This is a genomic window from Streptomyces drozdowiczii (genome assembly GCF_026167665.1).
Lineage (GTDB): Bacteria > Actinomycetota > Actinomycetes > Streptomycetales > Streptomycetaceae > Streptomyces > Streptomyces drozdowiczii_A.
Map to the genome: position 1 here is coordinate 4,138,763 of NZ_CP098740.1, position 16,849 is coordinate 4,155,611.

Annotated in this window: 10 protein-coding genes and 4 pseudogenes; 7 read left to right on the forward strand and 7 right to left on the reverse strand. The window is 70.9% G+C overall.

Features of this window, described 5'->3' with window-relative positions:
- Positions 1-10 precede the first annotated feature (10 nt).
- Positions 11-1,681 carry a sodium:solute symporter family protein gene (locus NEH16_RS18905; RefSeq protein WP_073968593.1) on the reverse strand — a complete coding sequence of 557 codons (1,671 nt, stop codon included), beginning with the start codon at positions 1,679-1,681 and terminating at the stop codon, positions 11-13.
- Positions 1,682-1,917: 236 nt separating this feature from the next.
- On the opposite strand from NEH16_RS18905, the gene galT reads away from it, so the two are divergent.
- The 3 genes and pseudogenes from galT (at position 1,918) to galK (ending at position 5,103) form a co-directional block, all read left to right on the forward strand.
- Positions 1,918-2,961 (forward strand): galactose-1-phosphate uridylyltransferase, encoded by a 1,044-nt coding sequence (gene galT / locus NEH16_RS18910; RefSeq protein WP_265543888.1) that lies wholly within the window; start codon positions 1,918-1,920, stop codon positions 2,959-2,961.
- A complete protein-coding gene (gene galE, locus NEH16_RS18915; protein ID WP_265543890.1) occupies positions 2,958-3,938 on the forward strand; it encodes a UDP-glucose 4-epimerase GalE in 981 nt (326 codons plus the stop codon). The genes galT and galE overlap by 4 nt, the downstream gene beginning before the upstream one ends.
- A pseudogene (gene galK, locus NEH16_RS18920) lies at positions 3,935-5,103 on the forward strand (galactokinase). The gene galE and the pseudogene galK overlap by 4 nt, the downstream one beginning before the upstream one ends.
- 6 nt (positions 5,104-5,109) lie before the next feature.
- Here the strand turns inward: galK and NEH16_RS18925 are convergent.
- Complete coding sequence (locus NEH16_RS18925) at positions 5,110-5,553, reverse strand: GNAT family N-acetyltransferase (RefSeq protein ID WP_073968589.1); 444 nt, start codon at positions 5,551-5,553, stop codon at positions 5,110-5,112.
- Between the two features lie 119 nt (positions 5,554-5,672).
- On the opposite strand from NEH16_RS18925, the gene NEH16_RS18930 reads away from it, so the two are divergent.
- On the forward strand, positions 5,673-6,464 hold the full coding sequence (locus NEH16_RS18930) for a LuxR C-terminal-related transcriptional regulator (RefSeq protein WP_265543892.1): 792 nt from the start codon (positions 5,673-5,675) through the stop codon (positions 6,462-6,464).
- Here the strand turns inward: NEH16_RS18930 and NEH16_RS18935 are convergent.
- Positions 6,423-6,920 carry a MarR family winged helix-turn-helix transcriptional regulator gene (locus NEH16_RS18935; protein WP_073864884.1) on the reverse strand — a complete coding sequence of 166 codons (498 nt, stop codon included), beginning with the start codon at positions 6,918-6,920 and terminating at the stop codon, positions 6,423-6,425. The genes NEH16_RS18930 and NEH16_RS18935 overlap by 42 nt on opposite strands.
- Positions 6,921-7,008: 88 nt before the next feature.
- Between NEH16_RS18935 and NEH16_RS18940 the strand changes: the two genes are divergently transcribed.
- Both NEH16_RS18940 and NEH16_RS18945 read left to right on the forward strand, forming a co-directional pair.
- Entirely contained in the window at positions 7,009-7,809 is an 801-nt protein-coding gene (locus tag NEH16_RS18940) for a trans-aconitate 2-methyltransferase (RefSeq protein ID WP_265543896.1), read from the forward strand.
- The gene (locus NEH16_RS18945; protein ID WP_265543898.1) at positions 7,806-8,171 is read left to right on the forward strand and encodes a VOC family protein; all 366 of its coding nucleotides are present in this window, start codon (positions 7,806-7,808) and stop codon (positions 8,169-8,171) included. Before NEH16_RS18940 ends, NEH16_RS18945 begins: the two co-directional genes overlap by 4 nt.
- A 58-nt stretch (positions 8,172-8,229) precedes the next feature.
- Here NEH16_RS18945 and NEH16_RS18950 read toward each other — a convergent pair.
- From NEH16_RS18950 to NEH16_RS18965, 4 genes and pseudogenes are all read right to left on the reverse strand, one after another.
- Positions 8,230-9,992 (reverse strand): annotated as a pseudogene (locus NEH16_RS18950) (FG-GAP repeat domain-containing protein).
- 164 nt (positions 9,993-10,156) lie between these two features.
- Complete coding sequence (locus NEH16_RS18955) at positions 10,157-11,899, reverse strand: FG-GAP repeat domain-containing protein (protein ID WP_265543899.1); 1,743 nt, start codon at positions 11,897-11,899, stop codon at positions 10,157-10,159.
- 179 nt (positions 11,900-12,078) lie between these two features.
- Positions 12,079-12,764: pseudogene (locus NEH16_RS18960) on the reverse strand (TetR family transcriptional regulator).
- Positions 12,761-13,791 (reverse strand): annotated as a pseudogene (locus NEH16_RS18965) (acyl-CoA desaturase). The pseudogenes NEH16_RS18960 and NEH16_RS18965 overlap by 4 nt, the downstream one beginning before the upstream one ends.
- A gap of 285 nt (positions 13,792-14,076) precedes the next feature.
- Here NEH16_RS18965 and ppc point away from each other — a divergent pair.
- The gene (gene ppc / locus NEH16_RS18970; RefSeq protein ID WP_265543901.1) at positions 14,077-16,806 is read left to right on the forward strand and encodes a phosphoenolpyruvate carboxylase; all 2,730 of its coding nucleotides are present in this window, start codon (positions 14,077-14,079) and stop codon (positions 16,804-16,806) included.
- Positions 16,807-16,849: the final 43 nt, after the last annotated feature.

Consider the following 16,849-nt stretch of genomic DNA (forward strand, 5'->3'; position numbering starts at 1 on the left):
GTTGCTCCGATCAGAACGAGTAGGGGACGTAGCACAGGGCGGCGAGCACGATGGCCCCCCATCCCAGCAGCGCGGGCCTGCGGTACCAGGCGCTGTCGCCCTCCTCGGGCACCTCGGGGGCGCCCGGGGACTCGGTTCCGTAGACGAGGCCGGCGAGTTCGGCCTCGGGCTTGGGAGCGGTGAAGAGCGTGACCGCGATCATGACGACCGCACCGGCGACGAAACCGACGATGGCGGAGACGAAGTTGGCGCCCTGGTCGCTCGGGATGTCGATGACGCCCTGCTTGTAGATGACGAAGTAGTTGACCATCGCGGCCGTGGTGCCCGCGAGCAGGCCCCAGACACCGGACTTCATCGAGGCGCGCTTCCAGAACATGCCGATGATGAACACGACGAAGAGCGGCACGTTGAAGAACGAGAAGAGCGTCTGGAGGTAGCTCATGATGTTCGAGAAGCTGGCGGCGATGAACGCGGTGCCGATGGAGGCCAGCACACCGAGCGCCGTGATCAGCCGGCCGAAGCGCAGGTAGTACGCGTCCGACTCGTCCTTCTTCACGTACCGCGCCCAGATGTCCGTGGTGAACACGGTGTTGAACGAGGAGACGTTGGCGGCCATGCCCGCCATGAACGCGGCCAGCAGACCGGTCACCGCGATGCCGAGCACACCGTTGGGCAGCAGCTCGCGCATCAGCAGCGGGATCGCGTCGTTGTACGTGGTGCCGGAGCCGGCGGCGCCGATGTTCGGCACGACCACGGCGGCGACCAGGCCCGGGATCATCACGGCGAAGACGATGAACATCTTCGGGAAGGCGGCGATCAGCGGGGTGCGCTGGGCGGCCGAGAGGTTCTTCGCGGACAGGGCGCGCTGCACCTCGGCGAAGTTCGTCGTCCAGTAGCCGAAGGAGAGCACGAAGCCGAGGCCGAGGACGATCGTCAGCCAGTTGGCGCCGAGCGGGTTGGCGTCACCGATGCCCGTGCCGCCCCAGGCCGACATGAAGTTGGAGCCGTGCTTCGACGTCAGGGAATCGCTCAGCCCGTCCCAGCCGCCGACGCGCTTGAGCCCCAGCAGGGTCAGCGGGATCAGCGCGGCGAGGATGACGAAGAACTGGAGCACCTCGTTGTAGATCGCGGAGGAGAGCCCGCCGATCGTGATGTAGACCAGCACGAAGAGGCCCGCGACGACGATCGCGACCCACTGCGGCCAGCCGAGGAGCGCCTCCACGACGATCGACAGGGCGTAGAGGTTGACGCCCGCGATCAGGATCGCCGAGAAGGCGAAGAGTATGGAACTCAGCAGGTGCGCGGACTTGTCGAAGCGCTGGAGCAGGAACTCCGGCACCGAGCGCACCTTCGAGCGGTAGTAGAACGGCATCATCACGAGGCCGAGGAAGACCATCGCGGGGATGGCGCCGATCCAGTACCAGTGCACCACCGCGACGCCGTACTGCGCGCCCGTCGCCGCCATGCCCAGGATCTCGGTGGCGCCGAGGTTCGCCGCCACGAAGGCCAGACCGGTCACCCATGCAGGCAGGGACCGTCCGGACAGGAAGAAGTCGAGGCTGGTCTTGACACTCGCCCGGGCGGCGAAGCCGATGCCGAGCACCACGACGAAGTAGATCGCCAGGATCGTGTAGTCGAGCCCGTTCGTGGGGAGCCGGAGCTCTGCTGCCAGATTTTGCATGTGGGGGTCTCGCTTCGTTGCGCGAACTGAACTCGAAGGAAACTACGCTCTTGTGTTCGGAAAGTGAACAGTTCCGAAGAGGTTCTTTGTTTGTTTGTGATCGTATTGCCTAAATCACAGCCTTCAGGCGGCCGTGATCCTCCTCGCACCGCCCGTATGCCCCCGCCGTCGACTCATTGACGCATCTGTTGACTTGTGGTTCATTGTGTTGGCTTATGTTTGGTGGGAGGAGTCTGGTGAAGAAGACGGTTACGACGCTCGCCGACGGCCGGGAGCTGATCTACTACGACAGCCGCGACGACCTCGTGCGCGAGGCCGTCGACCCGCGCCCCCTCGACGCCGTCTCCACCTCGTCCGAGATCCGGCGCGACCCCCTGCTCGGCGACAGCGTGGCCATCGCCTCGCACCGCCAGGGCCGGACCTACCACCCGCCCGCCGACGAGTGCCCGCTGTGCCCCTCGCGCGAGGGCCGGCAGAGCGAGATTCCGGAGCCGGACTACGACGTCGCCGTCTTCGAGAACCGCTTCCCCTCGCTCGCCGGGGACTCCGGCCGCTGCGAGGTCGTCTGCTTCACCTCCGACCACGACGCCTCCTTCGCCGACCTCACCGAGGAGCAGGCGGGGCTCGTCCTGGAGGCGTGGACCGACCGCACCGCGGCCCTGGCCGAGCTTCCGCAGGTCAAGCAGGTGTTCTGCTTCGAGAACCGGGGCGCCGAGATCGGCGTCACGCTCGGCCACCCGCACGGCCAGATCTACGGCTACCCCTTCGTCACCCCGCGCACCGAGCTGATGCTCCGCTCGATGGCCGCCCACCACGCGAAGACCGGCCGCAACCTCTTCGACGACGTGGTCGCCCACGAGGAGGAGGACGGCTCCCGGATCGTGCTCGCCGCCGAGCACTGGATCGCCTTCGTCCCCTACGCGGCCCACTGGCCGTACGAGGTCCACCTCCACCCGCGCCGCCGCGTCGCCGACCTGCGCGAGCTGGACGAGGAGGCGCGCACGGAGTTCCCACAGGTCTATCTGGAACTGTTGCGGCGATTCGACCGGATCTTCGGACCCGGAGAGCCGCCGACCCCGTACATCTCCGCCTGGCACCAGGCGCCGTTCGGGATTCCCGGGCGTGAGGACTTCGGGCTCCACCTCGAGCTTTTCACCATCCGACGGACCTCCGGCAAGCTGAAGTTCCTCGCGGGTTCCGAATCCGGCATGAGCGTGTTCATCAACGACGTGCCGCCGGAGACCGCGGCCCAGCGACTGCGAGAGGTAGCGAGCCAGTGAGCAAGACCCCGAAGAAGTACCTGGTCACCGGCGGCGCCGGTTACGTGGGCAGTGTCGTCGCCCAGCACCTGATCGAGGCCGGCCACACCGTCACGGTCCTGGACGACCTCTCCACCGGCTTCCGTGAGGGCGTCCCGGCCGGGGCCGACTTCATCGAGGGCCGCGTCCAGGACGCCGCGAAGTGGCTCGACTCCTCCTACGACGGGGTCCTCCACTTCGCCGCGTACTCCCAGGTCGGCGAGTCCGTCACCGACCCGGAGAAGTACTGGCTCAACAACGTCGGCGGCTCCACCGCCCTGCTCGCCGCCATGCGCGACGCCGGGGTCCGCACCCTGGTCTTCTCCTCCACCGCGGCCACCTACGGCGAGCCGGTCTCCAGCCCCATCACGGAGGCCGACCCCACCGCCCCGACCAGCCCCTACGGCGCGACCAAGCTCGCCGTCGACCACATGATCACCGGGGAGGCCGCGGCCCACGGCCTGGCCGCCGTCTCGCTGCGCTACTTCAACGTGGCCGGGGCCTACGGCGACTGCGGTGAGCGGCACAGCCCCGAGTCCCACCTCATCCCGCTGGTGCTCCAGGTCGCCCTCGGGCAGCGCGAGTCGATCTCCGTCTACGGCGACGACTACCCGACCCCGGACGGCACCTGCGTCCGCGACTACATCCACGTCGCGGACCTGGCCGAGGCGCACCTCCTCGCCCTCGGTGCCGCGACCCCGGGCGAGCACCTGATCTGCAACCTCGGCAACGGCAACGGCTTCTCGGTCCGCGAGGTCATCGAGACGGTCCGCGAGGTCACCGGCCACCCCGTCCCCGAGACCGCGGCCCCGCGCCGCGCCGGCGACCCGGCCGTCCTCGTCGCCTCCGCCGCCACCGCCAGGGAGCGGCTCGGCTGGCAGCCGTCCCGCGCCGACCTGGCCGGAATCGTCTCCGACGCCTGGACGTTCGCCCGCCGAGAGGAGCCCACCGCACCATGACCGAGGACCACGCAGAGCTGACCGCGTCCTTCACCGCGCTGTACGGAAGCGAGCCCGAGGGGATCTGGGCCGCGCCCGGCCGGGTCAACCTGATCGGCGAGTACACCGACTTCAACGACGGCTTCGTGATGCCGCTCGCCCTCCCGCACACCGCCCGCGCCGCGGTCTCCCGCCGCACCGACGGCGAACTGCGGCTGCACTCCACCGACGTGCCCGGCGGCGTCGTCCGGCTCCGCGTGGACGGGCTGACCCCGCACGAGGGCCACGGCTGGGCCGCCTACCCGGCCGGCGTGGTCTGGGCGCTGCGCGAGGCGGGCCACGAGATCACCGGCGCCGACATCCAGCTGACCTCCACCGTCCCCACGGGCGCCGGGCTCTCCTCGTCCGCCGCACTCGAAGTGGTCACCGCCCTCGCCCTCAACGACCTCTTCGGCCTCGGGCTCGACGCGGCGGAGCTCGCGGTCCTCGCCCAGCGCGCGGAGAACGCGTTCGTCGGCGTCCCCTGCGGGGTCATGGACCAGATGGCGTCCGCCTGCTGCACCGAGGGCCACGCCCTGCACCTGGACACCCGGGACCTCGGCCGCCGCCAGGTGCCCTTCGACCTGGCCGCGCACGGGCTGCGGCTCCTGGTGGTCGACACCCGCGTCAAGCACGCGCTGGGCGACGGGGCGTACGCGGAGCGCCGGGCCGGCTGCGAGGAGGGCGCCCGCCTGCTCGGCATACCCACCCTGCGCGACCTGCCCTACGAGGAGCTGGGCGCCGCCCTGGACCGGCTCGCGGAGTCGGGCGCGGACGAGTCCGTCGTGCGGTACGTGCGCCATGTGGTCGGCGACAACCAGCGCGTCGAGCAGGTCATCGCCCTGCTCGACGCGGGCGACGTGCGCGCGGCCGGCCCGGTCCTCACGGCGGGCCACGTCTCGCTCCGCGACGACCTGCGGGTCTCCTGCGTGGAGCTGGACCTCGTGGTCGAGGCGGCCAACGCGGCCGGGGCGCTCGGGGCGCGGATGACCGGGGCGGCTTCGGCGGCTCGGCGATCGTGCTGGTCGAGGAGGAGCGGGCGGACGCGGTCACCAAGTCCGTCCTGGAGGCGTTCACCGCGGCCGGCTACGGCACCCCGGGCGTCTTCCCGGCGGTGCCGTCGGCGGGGGCGCGCCGGCTGGTCTGACGGGGGTCAGCGCAGTTCCTTGGTGAGGGTGAACTCCGTGACGCCCGGCGGGAAGTCCTCGACCTGTCCGCGCACCTCGTACCCCTGCTTCCGGTAGAAGCCGGGGGCCTGGAAGTCCCAGGTCTCCACCCGGGAGCGGAGGCAGGCCCGGTCCTCCCGGGCCACCCGTTCCGCCTCGGCGAGCAGCCGCGCGCCGAGGCCGGAACCCCGGTGCGCGGTATCGACCCACAGCAGCTCCAGATGGAGCCAGCTCGCCCAGGTCCGGGCCGCGAGACCGCCCGCGAGGCGCCCCTCCGCGTCCAGCGCCCAGACGTGCAGCGGCGCCTCCTGCGCGTCCGGCATGCCGCGCAGGGCGCTCATGTGCGGTGAGCGCGCGGTGTTGTCGTCCCGCAGCAGCCGGTGCAGCTGGGCACGCCGTTCCTTGTCCACTTCTGTCTCAAGATGGAACATGCGCCCCACCCTAGGGCGCACCCCTGGACAACTTCCGCCAATTACCTTCTCCCCGGGGCCCCCGCCCGTACGCTGAGCGCGGCGGGGGGCCTGCTTCGGGTGCTCCCGTCACACACAGCATGGGGGTGCCTGTGGCCCGTATCCGGGTTCTCGTGGTGGACGACCACCGGATCTTCGCCGAATCGCTGGCCGCCGCGCTGGCGGCCGAGCCGGACGTCGAGGTGGCCGCGGCCGGCAGCGGCCCGGCCGCGCTGCGCTGTCTGGAGCGCGCGGCGGCCGAGGGCCGGGGATACGACGTGCTGCTGGCCGACGCGGAGCTGGGCGCCGCCGCCGTGCCCGCCCCGCGCCCCGGCCCGGGACCCGGCCCGGCCGGTCCGGTCGACGGGATCGCCCTGGTCGGCGCGGTCCGCGCGGCGCGTCCCTCGGTCCGTACGGTGGTGCTCGCCGAGAAGGACGACCCGGCCCGGGCCGCGCTCGCCCTCAAGGCCGGGGCCTGCGGCTGGGTCGCCAAGGACAGCTCGCTGCAACGGCTCCTCGCGGTGATCCGGGGGGTGCTGCGCGACGAGACGCATCTGCCCGCCGCGCTGCTGACGGGGGTGCTGCGCGAGCTGCTGGCCGACCGCAAGCACCGCACGGAGAGCGAGAAGCTGGTCGAGTCGCTGACCCCGCGCGAGCGCGAGGTGCTGCGGTGCATGGTGGCGGGCCTGGGCCGCAAGGCGGTCGCGGAGCGGCTGTTCCTCTCCCCGCACACCGTGCGCACCCACATGCAGAACGTGCTGGGGAAGCTGGGCGTGCACTCGACGCTGGCCGCCGTGGCGCTCGCCAGACGCGCGGGCGTCGGCCCGGTCGACCTGGCCCAGGAGCCGGGGCTAACCGGGGATGTTGTCGAACGGGGCGGTCAACTGGCGTAGCAGCCCGGCCAGTTCGGCGCGCTGCTGACGGGACAGCTCGCCGAGGATGGCGCGCTCCTGGGCGAGGAGGCCCGCCAGGGACTGGTCGGCCTTGTCGCGGCCCTCGGCGGTGAGCCGGACGAGGACGCCGCGCCGGTCGCTGGGGTCGGGCAGCCGCTCGACCAGGTTCTTCTTGGTGAGCCGGTCGATGCGGTTGGTCATCGTGCCCGAGGTGACCAGCGTCTGGGTGAGCAGCTGGCCGGGGGAGAGCTGATACGGGGCGCCGGCCCGGCGCAGCGAGGTGAGCACGTCGAACTCCCACGGTTCGAGCTGGTGCTCGGCGAAGGCGATGCGGCGGGCCCGGTCGAGGTGGCGGGCCAGGCGGGAGACGCGGCTGAGGACCTCGAGCGGTTCCACGTCGAGGTCGGGGCGCTCGCGGCGCCATGCAGCGACCAGACGGTCGACCTCGTCCTCCATGTGGATCAGTGTAGATGGTCTGTCGACATGAAGTCTCTTGAATTCAAGTGTCTTGACATCAAGATATTGCCTGATCATCCTGGAAACCATGACCGCACCCCTCTGGGACCCGCAGCAGTACCTGCGCCACGCGGACCACCGCACCCGCCCCTTCCACGACCTCCTGGCCCGCGTCCCCGACCCGCCCGGCGCGCCCGCGCCCCGCGTCGCGGACCTCGGCTGCGGCGCCGGCAACGTCACCGCCCTGCTCGCCGCACGCTGGCCGCACGCCAGGATCACCGGCTACGACAACTCCCCGCAGATGCTGGAGAGGGCCCGCGCCCACGCCACGGAGCTGCTGGACTTCACCGAGGCCGACGCGGCCACCTGGGCCCCCTCCGAGCCGTACGGCCTGATCGTCTCCAACGCCCTGCTCCAGTGGGTCCCCGGCCACGCCGACCGCCTGCCGCTCTGGCTGGACGCCCTGCTCCCCGGCGGCACCCTCGCCCTCCAGGTCCCCGGCAACTTCGACCAGCCCTCGCACGTCCTGATGCGCGAACTCGCGGACTCCCCCCGCTGGCGCCCCCGCCTCGGCGGCCTGCTGCGCCACGCGGACGCCGTGCTGAGCCCCGCCGGATACCTGGACGCGCTGACCGGCCCAGGCACCACGGCCGACGTCTGGGAGACCACGTACCTCCACCTGCTCCCGGGCGAGGACCCCGTCCTGGACTGGGTCAAGGGCACCGGCCTGCGCCCCGTCCTCACCGCCCTCGCCGACGACGAGGAGGCCCGGGACGCCTTCCTCGCCGAGTACCGCGACCGGCTGCGCACGGCCTACCCGAAGGGCCCGCACGGCACGGTCTTCCCCTTCCGCCGCATCTTCGCCGTCGCCCACCGGGAGAACCGATGATCGCCTCGCTCGACCACGTCCAGCTCGCCGCCCCCGCCGGCAGCGAGGAAGCCCTGCGCGCGTACTACACGGACGTCCTCGGCATGACGGAGATCCCGAAGCCGCCGGTGCTCGCGGCCCGGGGCGGCTGCTGGTTCGCCGCCGGGCCGGTCCAGCTGCACCTGGGCATCGAGGCGGACTTCCGCCCGGCCCGCAAGGCCCACCCGGGTCTGCGGGTCACGGACATCGGGGCGTACGCGGCCCGGCTGGCCGAGCGCGGCGCCGAGGTGGTCTGGGACGACAACCTGCCGGGCCACCGCCGCTTCTACAGCCACGACCCGGTGGGCAACCGGCTGGAGTTCCTGGAGCCGGTCACGGGCTGAGACACGGCAGCGCCCCGCCCCCGCGACCGCGGGAACGGGGCGCCGTGGGTCACACGCCCTAGTACAGGCCGTTGTAGATGTCCCAGCCGTAGCCGATCTTGACGCGCTTGGCGATCGTGCCGGTGCCGGTGGACGAGTAGCGGTACACGTCGCCCTTGCCGTCGACGCCCACGAGGTCGGCCTTGCCGTCGCCGTCGAGGTCGCCGGGGGCGGCGAACTGCTTGTAGATGTTGTAGCCGGTGCCGATCTGGGAGCGGGCCGAGAGCGGCTTGGCGGCGTCGCCGGTGCCCTTGTACAGGTAGAGCGTGCCGTCCGTCGCGCGGGCCACCACGTCCGCGATGCCGTCGCCGCTGAGGTCACCGGCGCCGACGATCGTGTTGTACGTGTTGTAGCCGTAGCCGACCTTGACCTTGGCCGCGAACTTCGTACCGAGCCCGTTGCCCTGGTACAGGTACAGGTCGCCCTTGGTGTCGCGGGCCAGCACGTCGCCCTTGCCGTCACCGCTCAGGTCGCCGGGGCCGGTCAGGCTGTTGTAGACCTGCCAGCCGGAGCCGATCTCCTCGGCGCCGACCCAGAGGGTGCCGTTGTAGACCTGGAGCAGGTCGCCCCAGCCGTCGTTGTCCAGCGAGGAGGCCAGCGACAGGCTCACCTGGTTCCAGCCGGTGTCCGAGCTGTCCAGCTGACGCGGGAAGAAGTTCTCGTTGTTCCGGCTCTGGTACCAGTACAGGCTGCCGCCCGTGGTCCGCGCCTCCAGCTCCTGCTTGCCCCAGGCCGGGTTGCCGCCCGCGCCGGCGAAGAGCGCCGCCGCGTTCCAGCCCGTGCCGCCCTCGACGCGCGGCTTGAAGGTGCCGTCGCCGTTGGCGAGGTACGTGTAGAGCGCGCCGCCCGGCTTACGGGCGACGATGTCGCCCAGGCCGTCGCCGTCGAGGTCGTCGAAGCTGATCAGCTGGTTGTAGATGTCCCAGCCGTAGCCGATCTTCACGCGCGCCTCGAAGGGCTTCGCCGCGTCGCCGGTGCCGGCGTAGAAGTACACGTCACCCGCCGGCGTACGGGCGATGATGTCGCCCAGGCCGTCTCCGTCGACATCGTTGGCGCCCACGATCTGGTCGTAGACGTCCCAGCCGTAACCGACCTTGACACCGGCCTTGAAGGGCTCGCTGTCCACGTTGCCGGTGGAGATGTAGACGTAGACGTCGCCGGAGGGCGTACGCGCGAGCAGGTCGCCGCGGCCGTCGCCGTCCAGGTCGCCGGGGGCGGAGACCTTGTTGTACTTCTGCCAGCCGTTGCCCGACCAGGTGGCGTAGCCGGTGCCGTCCGTGCCCCCGCTCCGGTAGAGCGAGAGCGTGCCCGACGCCGACAGCGTCAGGACCTCGGCCATACCGCTGCCGTCGAGGTCGCCCGGCGTGATGATGTCCTTGGGCGTCTCGTACTGGTCGTCGCTGTTGATCGTGTACGGGTGCGAGTCCGAAGTGGCCGTGACGGCGTACGTGTTGCCGTCCAGACCCCGGTACAGCATGTCGCCGGCGCCGTCGCCGTCCAGGTCGCCGCGCGGCTTCGCCGGGACGACGGCGGACGGGGACTGCCTGCCCGGCGCGGCCGACGCGCCGGACTTCTTCTTCGCCGTGGTGCGCTTCGGCAGGCTCAGCGTCGGCCGGCCGCCGGGCGCGGGGGCGTGCTGCGCGGTGGCGCCGCTCGGGCGGGCGCCGAGTCATCGGCCGAGGCCGGGGCCGCCAGCAGCATGCCGGCGGAGAGAACGAGTGCGGTGCAGGCCGCGATCCGGCTCGCGCGCTTGGAGCGCACGACGGAACGGCCGGGTTCCACAGAAGTCAAAGCCCCCCCAGGGGTCAAGTGGTGGAACCGGGAGAAACGCCTTCACGGGCACGGTACGTGCAGGGTGAAGCATTCCCGGGATGTGCCCAGACTCTACAACGCCCCGCCCCCGCACGGGCGGGAACGGGGCGTCATGGTCCGGCGGCCGGACGGGCCTAGTAGAGGCCGTTGTAGATGTCCCAGCCGTAGCCGATCTTCACGCGCTTCTCGATCTTGCCGGTGCCGGTGGACGAGTAGCGGTACACGTCGCCCTTGCCGTCGACGCCGACCAGGTCGGCCTTGCCGTCGCCGTCGAGGTCGCCGGGGGCCGCGAACTGCTTGTACGTGTTGTAGCCGTAGCCGAGCTTCACGCGGGCCTTCAGCGGCTTGGTGGCGCTGCCCGTGCCCTTGTACAGGTACAGGTTGCCCTTGGTGTCGCGGGCCACCACGTCCGCGATGCCGTCGCCGCTGAGGTCACCGGCGCCGACGATCTTGTTGTACGTGTTGAAGCCGTAGCCGACCTTGATCCTGGACGCGAGCTTGGTGCCGAGCCCGTTGCCCTTGAACAGGTACAGGTCGCCGGACTTGGTGCGGCCGAGCAGGTCGCCCTTGCCGTCACCGCTCAGGTCGCCGGGGCCGACGATGGCGCTGTAGCCGCTCCAGCCGCCGCCGAGCGACGAGCCCTCGTTGTACAGCGTGCCGTTGTACGACTCCGTCAGGTCGGCCATGCCGTCGTTGTCGAGCGACGACGGGAAGCTGATGTTCGCGCCGGCCCAGCCGCCGCTGTCGCTCGCCTGGATACGGGCGCTCAGCTTGCCGTTGTTCTTGGCGTAGTACCAGTAGAGCGTGCCGCCCTTGGTACGGGCCATCAGCTCGTTCTTGCCGAAGTCCGGGTTGCTGCCCTGGCCCGTGAAGAGGGACGAGGCGTTCCAGCCGGTGCCGCCGGCCGTCCGCTTGAGGAAGGTGCCGTAGCCGGTGGACTCGTAGAAGTACAGCGTGCCGCCGGGCGTACGCGCCATCAGGTCGCCGAGGCCGTCGCCGGTGGCGTCGTCCGTGGCGATGATCTGGTTGTACGTGTCGTACCCGTAGCCGACCTTGACGCGGGCCTTGTACGGCGACGCGGCCTTGCCGGTGCCCGCGTAGTAGTACAGGTCCCCGGCGGGCGTACGGGTGTAGAGGTCGCCGATCCCGTCGCCGTTGACGTCGTTCGCGCCGACGATCTGGTCGTACGAGCCCCAGCCGTAGCCCACCTTGACACCGGCCTTGAAGGGGGCGCCGAAGACGTTGCCGGTGGCCGCGTACAGGTAGATGTCGCCGGACGGCGTACGGGCGAGCAGGTCGCCCTTGCCGTCGCCGGTCAGGTCGCCGGCGGCGACGACCTTGTTGTACCGCTGCCAGCCGGTGCCGGACCAGTCGGCGTAGCCGGTGTCGCTGGTGCCCAGGATCTGGTGGATCGAGAGCGTGCCGGTCGCCGACAGGGTGAGCAGCTCGGGCGCGCCGTCGCCGTTCAGGTCGCCCGGCGTGATGACGTCCTTGAGCCGCTCCTCGTAGTCGCCGGTGGTCACGTAGAACTCGTACCCGTCCGACCCCTTCGCCGGAATGAGGTAGTAGTGGCCGTCGATACCGCGGTACAGCGTGTCGCTGTAGCCGTCGCGGTCCACGTCGAAGCGCGGCGCGGCGGGAACGACCGCCGCCTTCACGCCCTCGGCCTGCGCGGCCCGCGACTTCTTCTTCGCGGTGGGCGCGGGCAGCGTCAGCGTGGGCTGCGCGTCGAGGGCGGGGACGCGGGGCTGGGCGGCGCGGTGCGGCGCGGGTGCCGCGTCATCGGCCGAGGCCGGAGCGGCCAGCAGCATGCCGGCCGAGAGAACGAGTGCGGTGCAGGCGGCGAGCCGCCGCGCACGCTTCGAGCGTGCGGGCATGGCACGGCCGGGTTCCACAGAAGTCAAAGCCCCCCCAGGGGTACGTGGTGGAACCGGGAGAACGGCCTTCACAAGTGCGTCACGCGCAGGGTGAGGCATTCCCGGGATGTTCACAGACTCTACAACTGTGACTGCCGGGACTGAAGTGGTTTACCGATGAAACAAGATTGATTCGGCCGTCAGCTCTTGCGGTGCCCTATCAGCCGCGGCTTCGACTCCAGGTTCTCCAGACCGTGCCAGGCCAGGTTCACCAGATGGGCCGCGACCTCCGCCTTCTTCGGCTTGCGCGCGTTCACCCACCACTGGCCCGTCAGCGCCACCATGCCCACCAGCGCCTGCGCGTACAGCGGGGCCAGCTTCGGATCGAAGCCCCGGGCCTTGAACTCCAGGCCGAGGATGTCCTCGACCTGGGTCGCGATATCGCTGATCAAGGAGGCGAAGGTGCCCGTCGACTGGGCGACCGGCGAGTCCCGGACCAGGATGCGGAACCCGTCGGTGTACGTCTCGATGTAGTCGAGGAGCGCGAACGCCGCCTGCTCCAGGAGCTCCCGGGGTGCCCTGCGGTCAGGGCGCTCGTCACCATGTCCAGCAGCTGGCGCATCTCCCGGTCCACCACGACCGCGTACAGCCCCTCCTTGCCGCCGAAGTGTTCGTAGACGACCGGCTTCGACACCCCCGCGCGGGCCGCGATCTCCTCGACCGACGTGCCCTCGAAGCCCTTGTCGGCGAACAGGGTGCGACCGATGTCCAGCAGCTGCTCGCGGCGTTCCTTCCCCGTCATCCGCACCCGGCGGACCCGCCGGGACGAAGGTGCACGGGTGTTCTCGCTGCCTGCGCTGGAGTCGGTCGCCACATCGTCCATCATGCCGCGTCGGCCGCCGCGCGGTTGCGCCGGGACTCGATACGCGCCTCGTCCGGCCAGCGCACGTCGTACGCCCAGCCGGCCTGCTCGAACCAGCGGATGAGACGCGCGCTCGAGTCGATCTGACCGCGCATCACGCCGTGCCGGGCGCTCGTCGGGTCCGCGTGGTGCAGGTTGTGCCAGGACTCGCCGCAGGACAGGACCGCCAGCCACCACACGTTGCCGGACCTGTCACGGGACTTGAAGGGGCGCTTGCCGACCGCGTGGCAGATCGAGTTGATCGACCACGTTACGTGGTGCAGCAGCGCCACCCGTACCAGCGAACCCCAGAAGAACGCCGTCGCCGCACCCCACCACGACATCGTCACCAGACCGCCGACCAGCGGGGGATCGCCAGCGAGATGATCGTGAAGGTCATGAAGTGACGCGAGATCCGGCGGATCGCCGGGTCCTTGACCAGGTCCGGCGCGTACTTCTGCTGCGGGGTCTGCTCCTCGTCGAACATCCACGCGATGTGGGCCCACCACAGGCCCTTCAGCAGCGCCGGCAGCGTCTCGCCGAACCGCCACGGCGAGTGCGGGTCGCCTTCCGCGTCCGAGAACCGGTGGTGCTTGCGGTGATCGGCCACCCAGCGCACCAGAGGGCCCTCGACCGCCAGCGAACCGGCCACCGCCAGGGCGATGCGGAGCGGACGCTTCGCCTTGAACGAGCCGTGCGTGAAGTACCGGTGGAAGCCGATCGTGATGCCGTGGCAGCCGATGTAGTACATCGCCACCAGCAGACCCAGATCGAGCCAGCTCACACCGCGGCCCCAGGCCAGCGGCACCGCCGCCACCAGGGCCACGAACGGCACGACGATGAACAGCAGGAGCGCGATCTGCTCGATCGACCGCTTGTTGTCCCCGCCGAGCGTGGCGGGAGGAAGAGCCTGATCACCGGCTGCCGGGTCGGCGGCCTCGATCACATCGGGGCTGGTCTTCATGGGGAGTCCCCTGGGGGTGAGAACGGGACGGACAACCGGGTTACGCATCCGTAACCTACGGCTTCGTAAGTATGGCAGCGCGAAGGCCCGCCCACGAGAGGGCGAAACACCGCGCACAGACGCGCGAATACCGGGTAGACACACACCGCGTACCCCGGCCGGGCCCCCGGCAACACGGACGGCCGCCCGGGGCGCGAACAGCGCCGAAAGCACGGACACCTATCCTGGAGAGGTCGGACAGCGCGGTCCGCACCCTGCTTTCCGGGGTGGCGTCGGCATCCGCCGACCGCGGTCCCGGGTCCCGTGCACAACCACTGCAAGGAGCCGCACACTGTGAGCAGTGCCGACCAGACCCCCGCCGCCAGCCCCGAGCTGCGCGCCGACATCCGCCGCCTCGGCGACCTCCTGGGCGAGACCCTGGTACGCCAGGAGGGTCAGGAACTCCTCGACCTCGTCGAGCGCGTCCGCGCCCTGACCCGCACCGACGGCGAGGCCGCGGCCGAGCTGCTCGGCGACACCGGCCTGGAGACCGCCGCCAAGCTCGTCCGCGCCTTCTCCACCTACTTCCACCTGGCCAACGTGACCGAGCAGGTCCACCGCGCCCACGAGATGCGCGACCGCCGGTCCGCCGAGGGCGGCCTCCTCGCCCGCACCGCCGACCGGCTCAAGGACGCCGACCCCGAGCACCTGCGCGCCACCGTCAAGAACCTCAACGTGCGCCCCGTCTTCACCGCGCACCCCACCGAGGCCGCCCGGCGCTCCGTCCTCAACAAGCTCCGCCGCATCGCCGCCCTCCTGGAGACTCCGGTCATCGAGGCCGACCGCCGCCGCCAGGACCTCCGGCTCGCCGAGAACATCGACCTCATCTGGCAGACCGACGAGCTCCGCGTCGTACGCCCCGAGCCCACCGACGAGGCCCGGAACGCCATCTACTACCTGGACGAGCTGCACGCCAACGCCGTCGGCGACGTCCTGGAGGACCTGGCCGCCGAACTGGAGCGCGTCGGCGTCGAACTCCCCGCCGGCACCCGCCCCCTCACCTTCGGCACCTGGATCGGCGGCGACCGCGACGGCAACCCCAACGTGACCCCCAAGGTCACCTGGGACGTCCTCATCCTCCAGCACGAGCACGGCATCACCGACGCCCTCGAACTGGTCGACCAGCTCCGCGGACTGCTCTCCAACTCCATCCGCTACACCGGCGCCACCGACGAACTCCTCGCCTCCCTCCAGGCCGACCTGGACCTCCTCCCCGAGATCAGCCCCCGCTACAAGCGGCTGAACGCCGAGGAGCCCTACCGGCTCAAGGCCACCTGCATCCGCCAGAAGCTCGTCAACACCCGCGAACGCCTCGCCTCCGGCCGCCCCCACCGCCCCGGCTGCGACTACCTCGGCACCGCCGAACTCATCAGCGACCTCGCCCTCATCCAGGACTCGCTGCGCCGCCACAAGGCCGGCATCGTCGCCGACGGCCGCATGGACCGCACCATCCGCACGCTCTCCGCGTTCGGCCTCCAGCTCGCCACCATGGACGTCCGCGAACACGCCGACGCCCACCACCACGCCCTCGGCCAGCTCTTCGACCGGCTCGGCGAGGAATCCTGGCGCTACGCCGACATGCCCCGCGACTACCGGCAGAAGCTCCTCGCCAAGGAACTGCGCTCCCGCCGCCCCCTCGCCCCCACCCCGGCCCCGCTCGACGCCGCCGGCGAGAAGACCCTCGGCGTCTTCCACACCATCAAGGAAGCCTTCCAGCGCTTCGGCCCCGAGGTCATCGAGTCCTACATCATCTCGATGTGCCAGGGCGCCGACGACGTCTTCGCCGCCGCCGTCCTCGCCCGCGAGGCCGGCCTCCTCGACCTCCACGCCGGCTGGGCCCAGATCGGCATCGTCCCGCTCCTGGAGACCACCGACGAGCTGCGCGCCGCCGACGTCATCCTCGACGAGATGCTCGCCGACCCCTCCTACCGGCGCCTCGTCTCCCTGCGCGGCGACGTCCAGGAGGTCATGCTCGGCTACTCCGACTCCTCCAAGTTCGGCGGCATCACCACCTCCCAGTGGGAGATCCACCGCGCCCAGCGCCGCCTGCGCGACGTCGCCCACCGCTACGGCGTACGGCTCCGCCTCTTCCACGGCCGCGGCGGCACCGTCGGCCGCGGCGGCGGCCCCTCGCACGACGCGATCCTCGCCCAGCCCTGGGGCACCCTGGAGGGCGAGATCAAGGTCACCGAGCAGGGCGAGGTCATCTCCGACAAGTACCTCATCCCCGCGCTCGCCCGGGAGAACCTGGAACTGACCGTCGCGGCCACCCTCCAGGCGTCCGCCCTGCACACCGCGCCCCGCCAGTCCGACGAGGCCCTGGCCCGCTGGGACGCGGCCATGGACACCGTCTCCGACGCCGCCCACGCCGCCTACCGCAAGCTGGTCGAGGACCCCGACCTCCCGTCGTACTTCCTCGCCTCCACCCCGGTGGACCAGCTCGCCAACCTGCACCTCGGCTCGCGGCCCTCCCGCCGCCCCGGCTCCGGCGTCTCGCTCGACGGACTGCGCGCCATCCCGTGGGTCTTCGGCTGGACCCAGTCCCGCCAGATCGTCCCCGGCTGGTTCGGCGTCGGCTCCGGCCTCAAGGCCCTGCGCGAGGCCGGCCTCGACACGGTCCTGGACGAGATGCACGAGCAGTGGCACTTCTTCCGCAACTTCATCTCCAACGTCGAGATGACCCTCGCCAAGACCGACCTGCGCATCGCCCGGCACTACGTCGACACCCTCGTCCCCGACGAGCTGAAGCACGTCTTCGACGTCATCGAGGCCGAGCACGCCCTCACCGTGCAGGAGGTCCTGCGCGTCACCGGCGGCGAGAAGCTGCTCGACACCAACCCGGTGCTCCAGCAGACCTTCGCCATCCGCGACGCCTACCTGGACCCGATCTCCTACCTCCAGGTCTCCCTGCTCGCCCGCCAGCGCCAGGCCGCCGAAGCCGGCGAGGAGGAGGACCCGCTCCTCGCCCGCGCCCTGCTGCTCACCGTCAACGGTGTCGCCGCGGGCCTCCGCAACACCGGCTGACCCGGCACCGCACGACGACGGGGCGCGGGGACCACCTCCCCGC

Bases quoted from the DNA above. Each gene is read 5' to 3' on its own strand.
- NEH16_RS18955 (WP_265543899.1), bottom strand. From the start codon at position 11,899: ATGCCCGCACGCTCGAAGCGTGCGCGGCGGCTCGCCGCCTGCACCGCA.
- NEH16_RS18925 (WP_073968589.1), bottom strand. From the start codon at position 5,553: ATGTTCCATCTTGAGACAGAAGTGGACAAGGAACGGCGTGCCCAGCTG.
- NEH16_RS18945 (WP_265543898.1), top strand. From the start codon at position 7,806: ATGATCGCCTCGCTCGACCACGTCCAGCTCGCCGCCCCCGCCGGCAGC.
- NEH16_RS18940 (WP_265543896.1), top strand. From the start codon at position 7,009: ATGACCGCACCCCTCTGGGACCCGCAGCAGTACCTGCGCCACGCGGAC.
- NEH16_RS18935 (WP_073864884.1), bottom strand. From the start codon at position 6,920: ATGGAGGACGAGGTCGACCGTCTGGTCGCTGCATGGCGCCGCGAGCGC.
- NEH16_RS18930 (WP_265543892.1), top strand. From the start codon at position 5,673: ATGGGGGTGCCTGTGGCCCGTATCCGGGTTCTCGTGGTGGACGACCAC.
- NEH16_RS18905 (WP_073968593.1), bottom strand. From the start codon at position 1,681: ATGCAAAATCTGGCAGCAGAGCTCCGGCTCCCCACGAACGGGCTCGAC.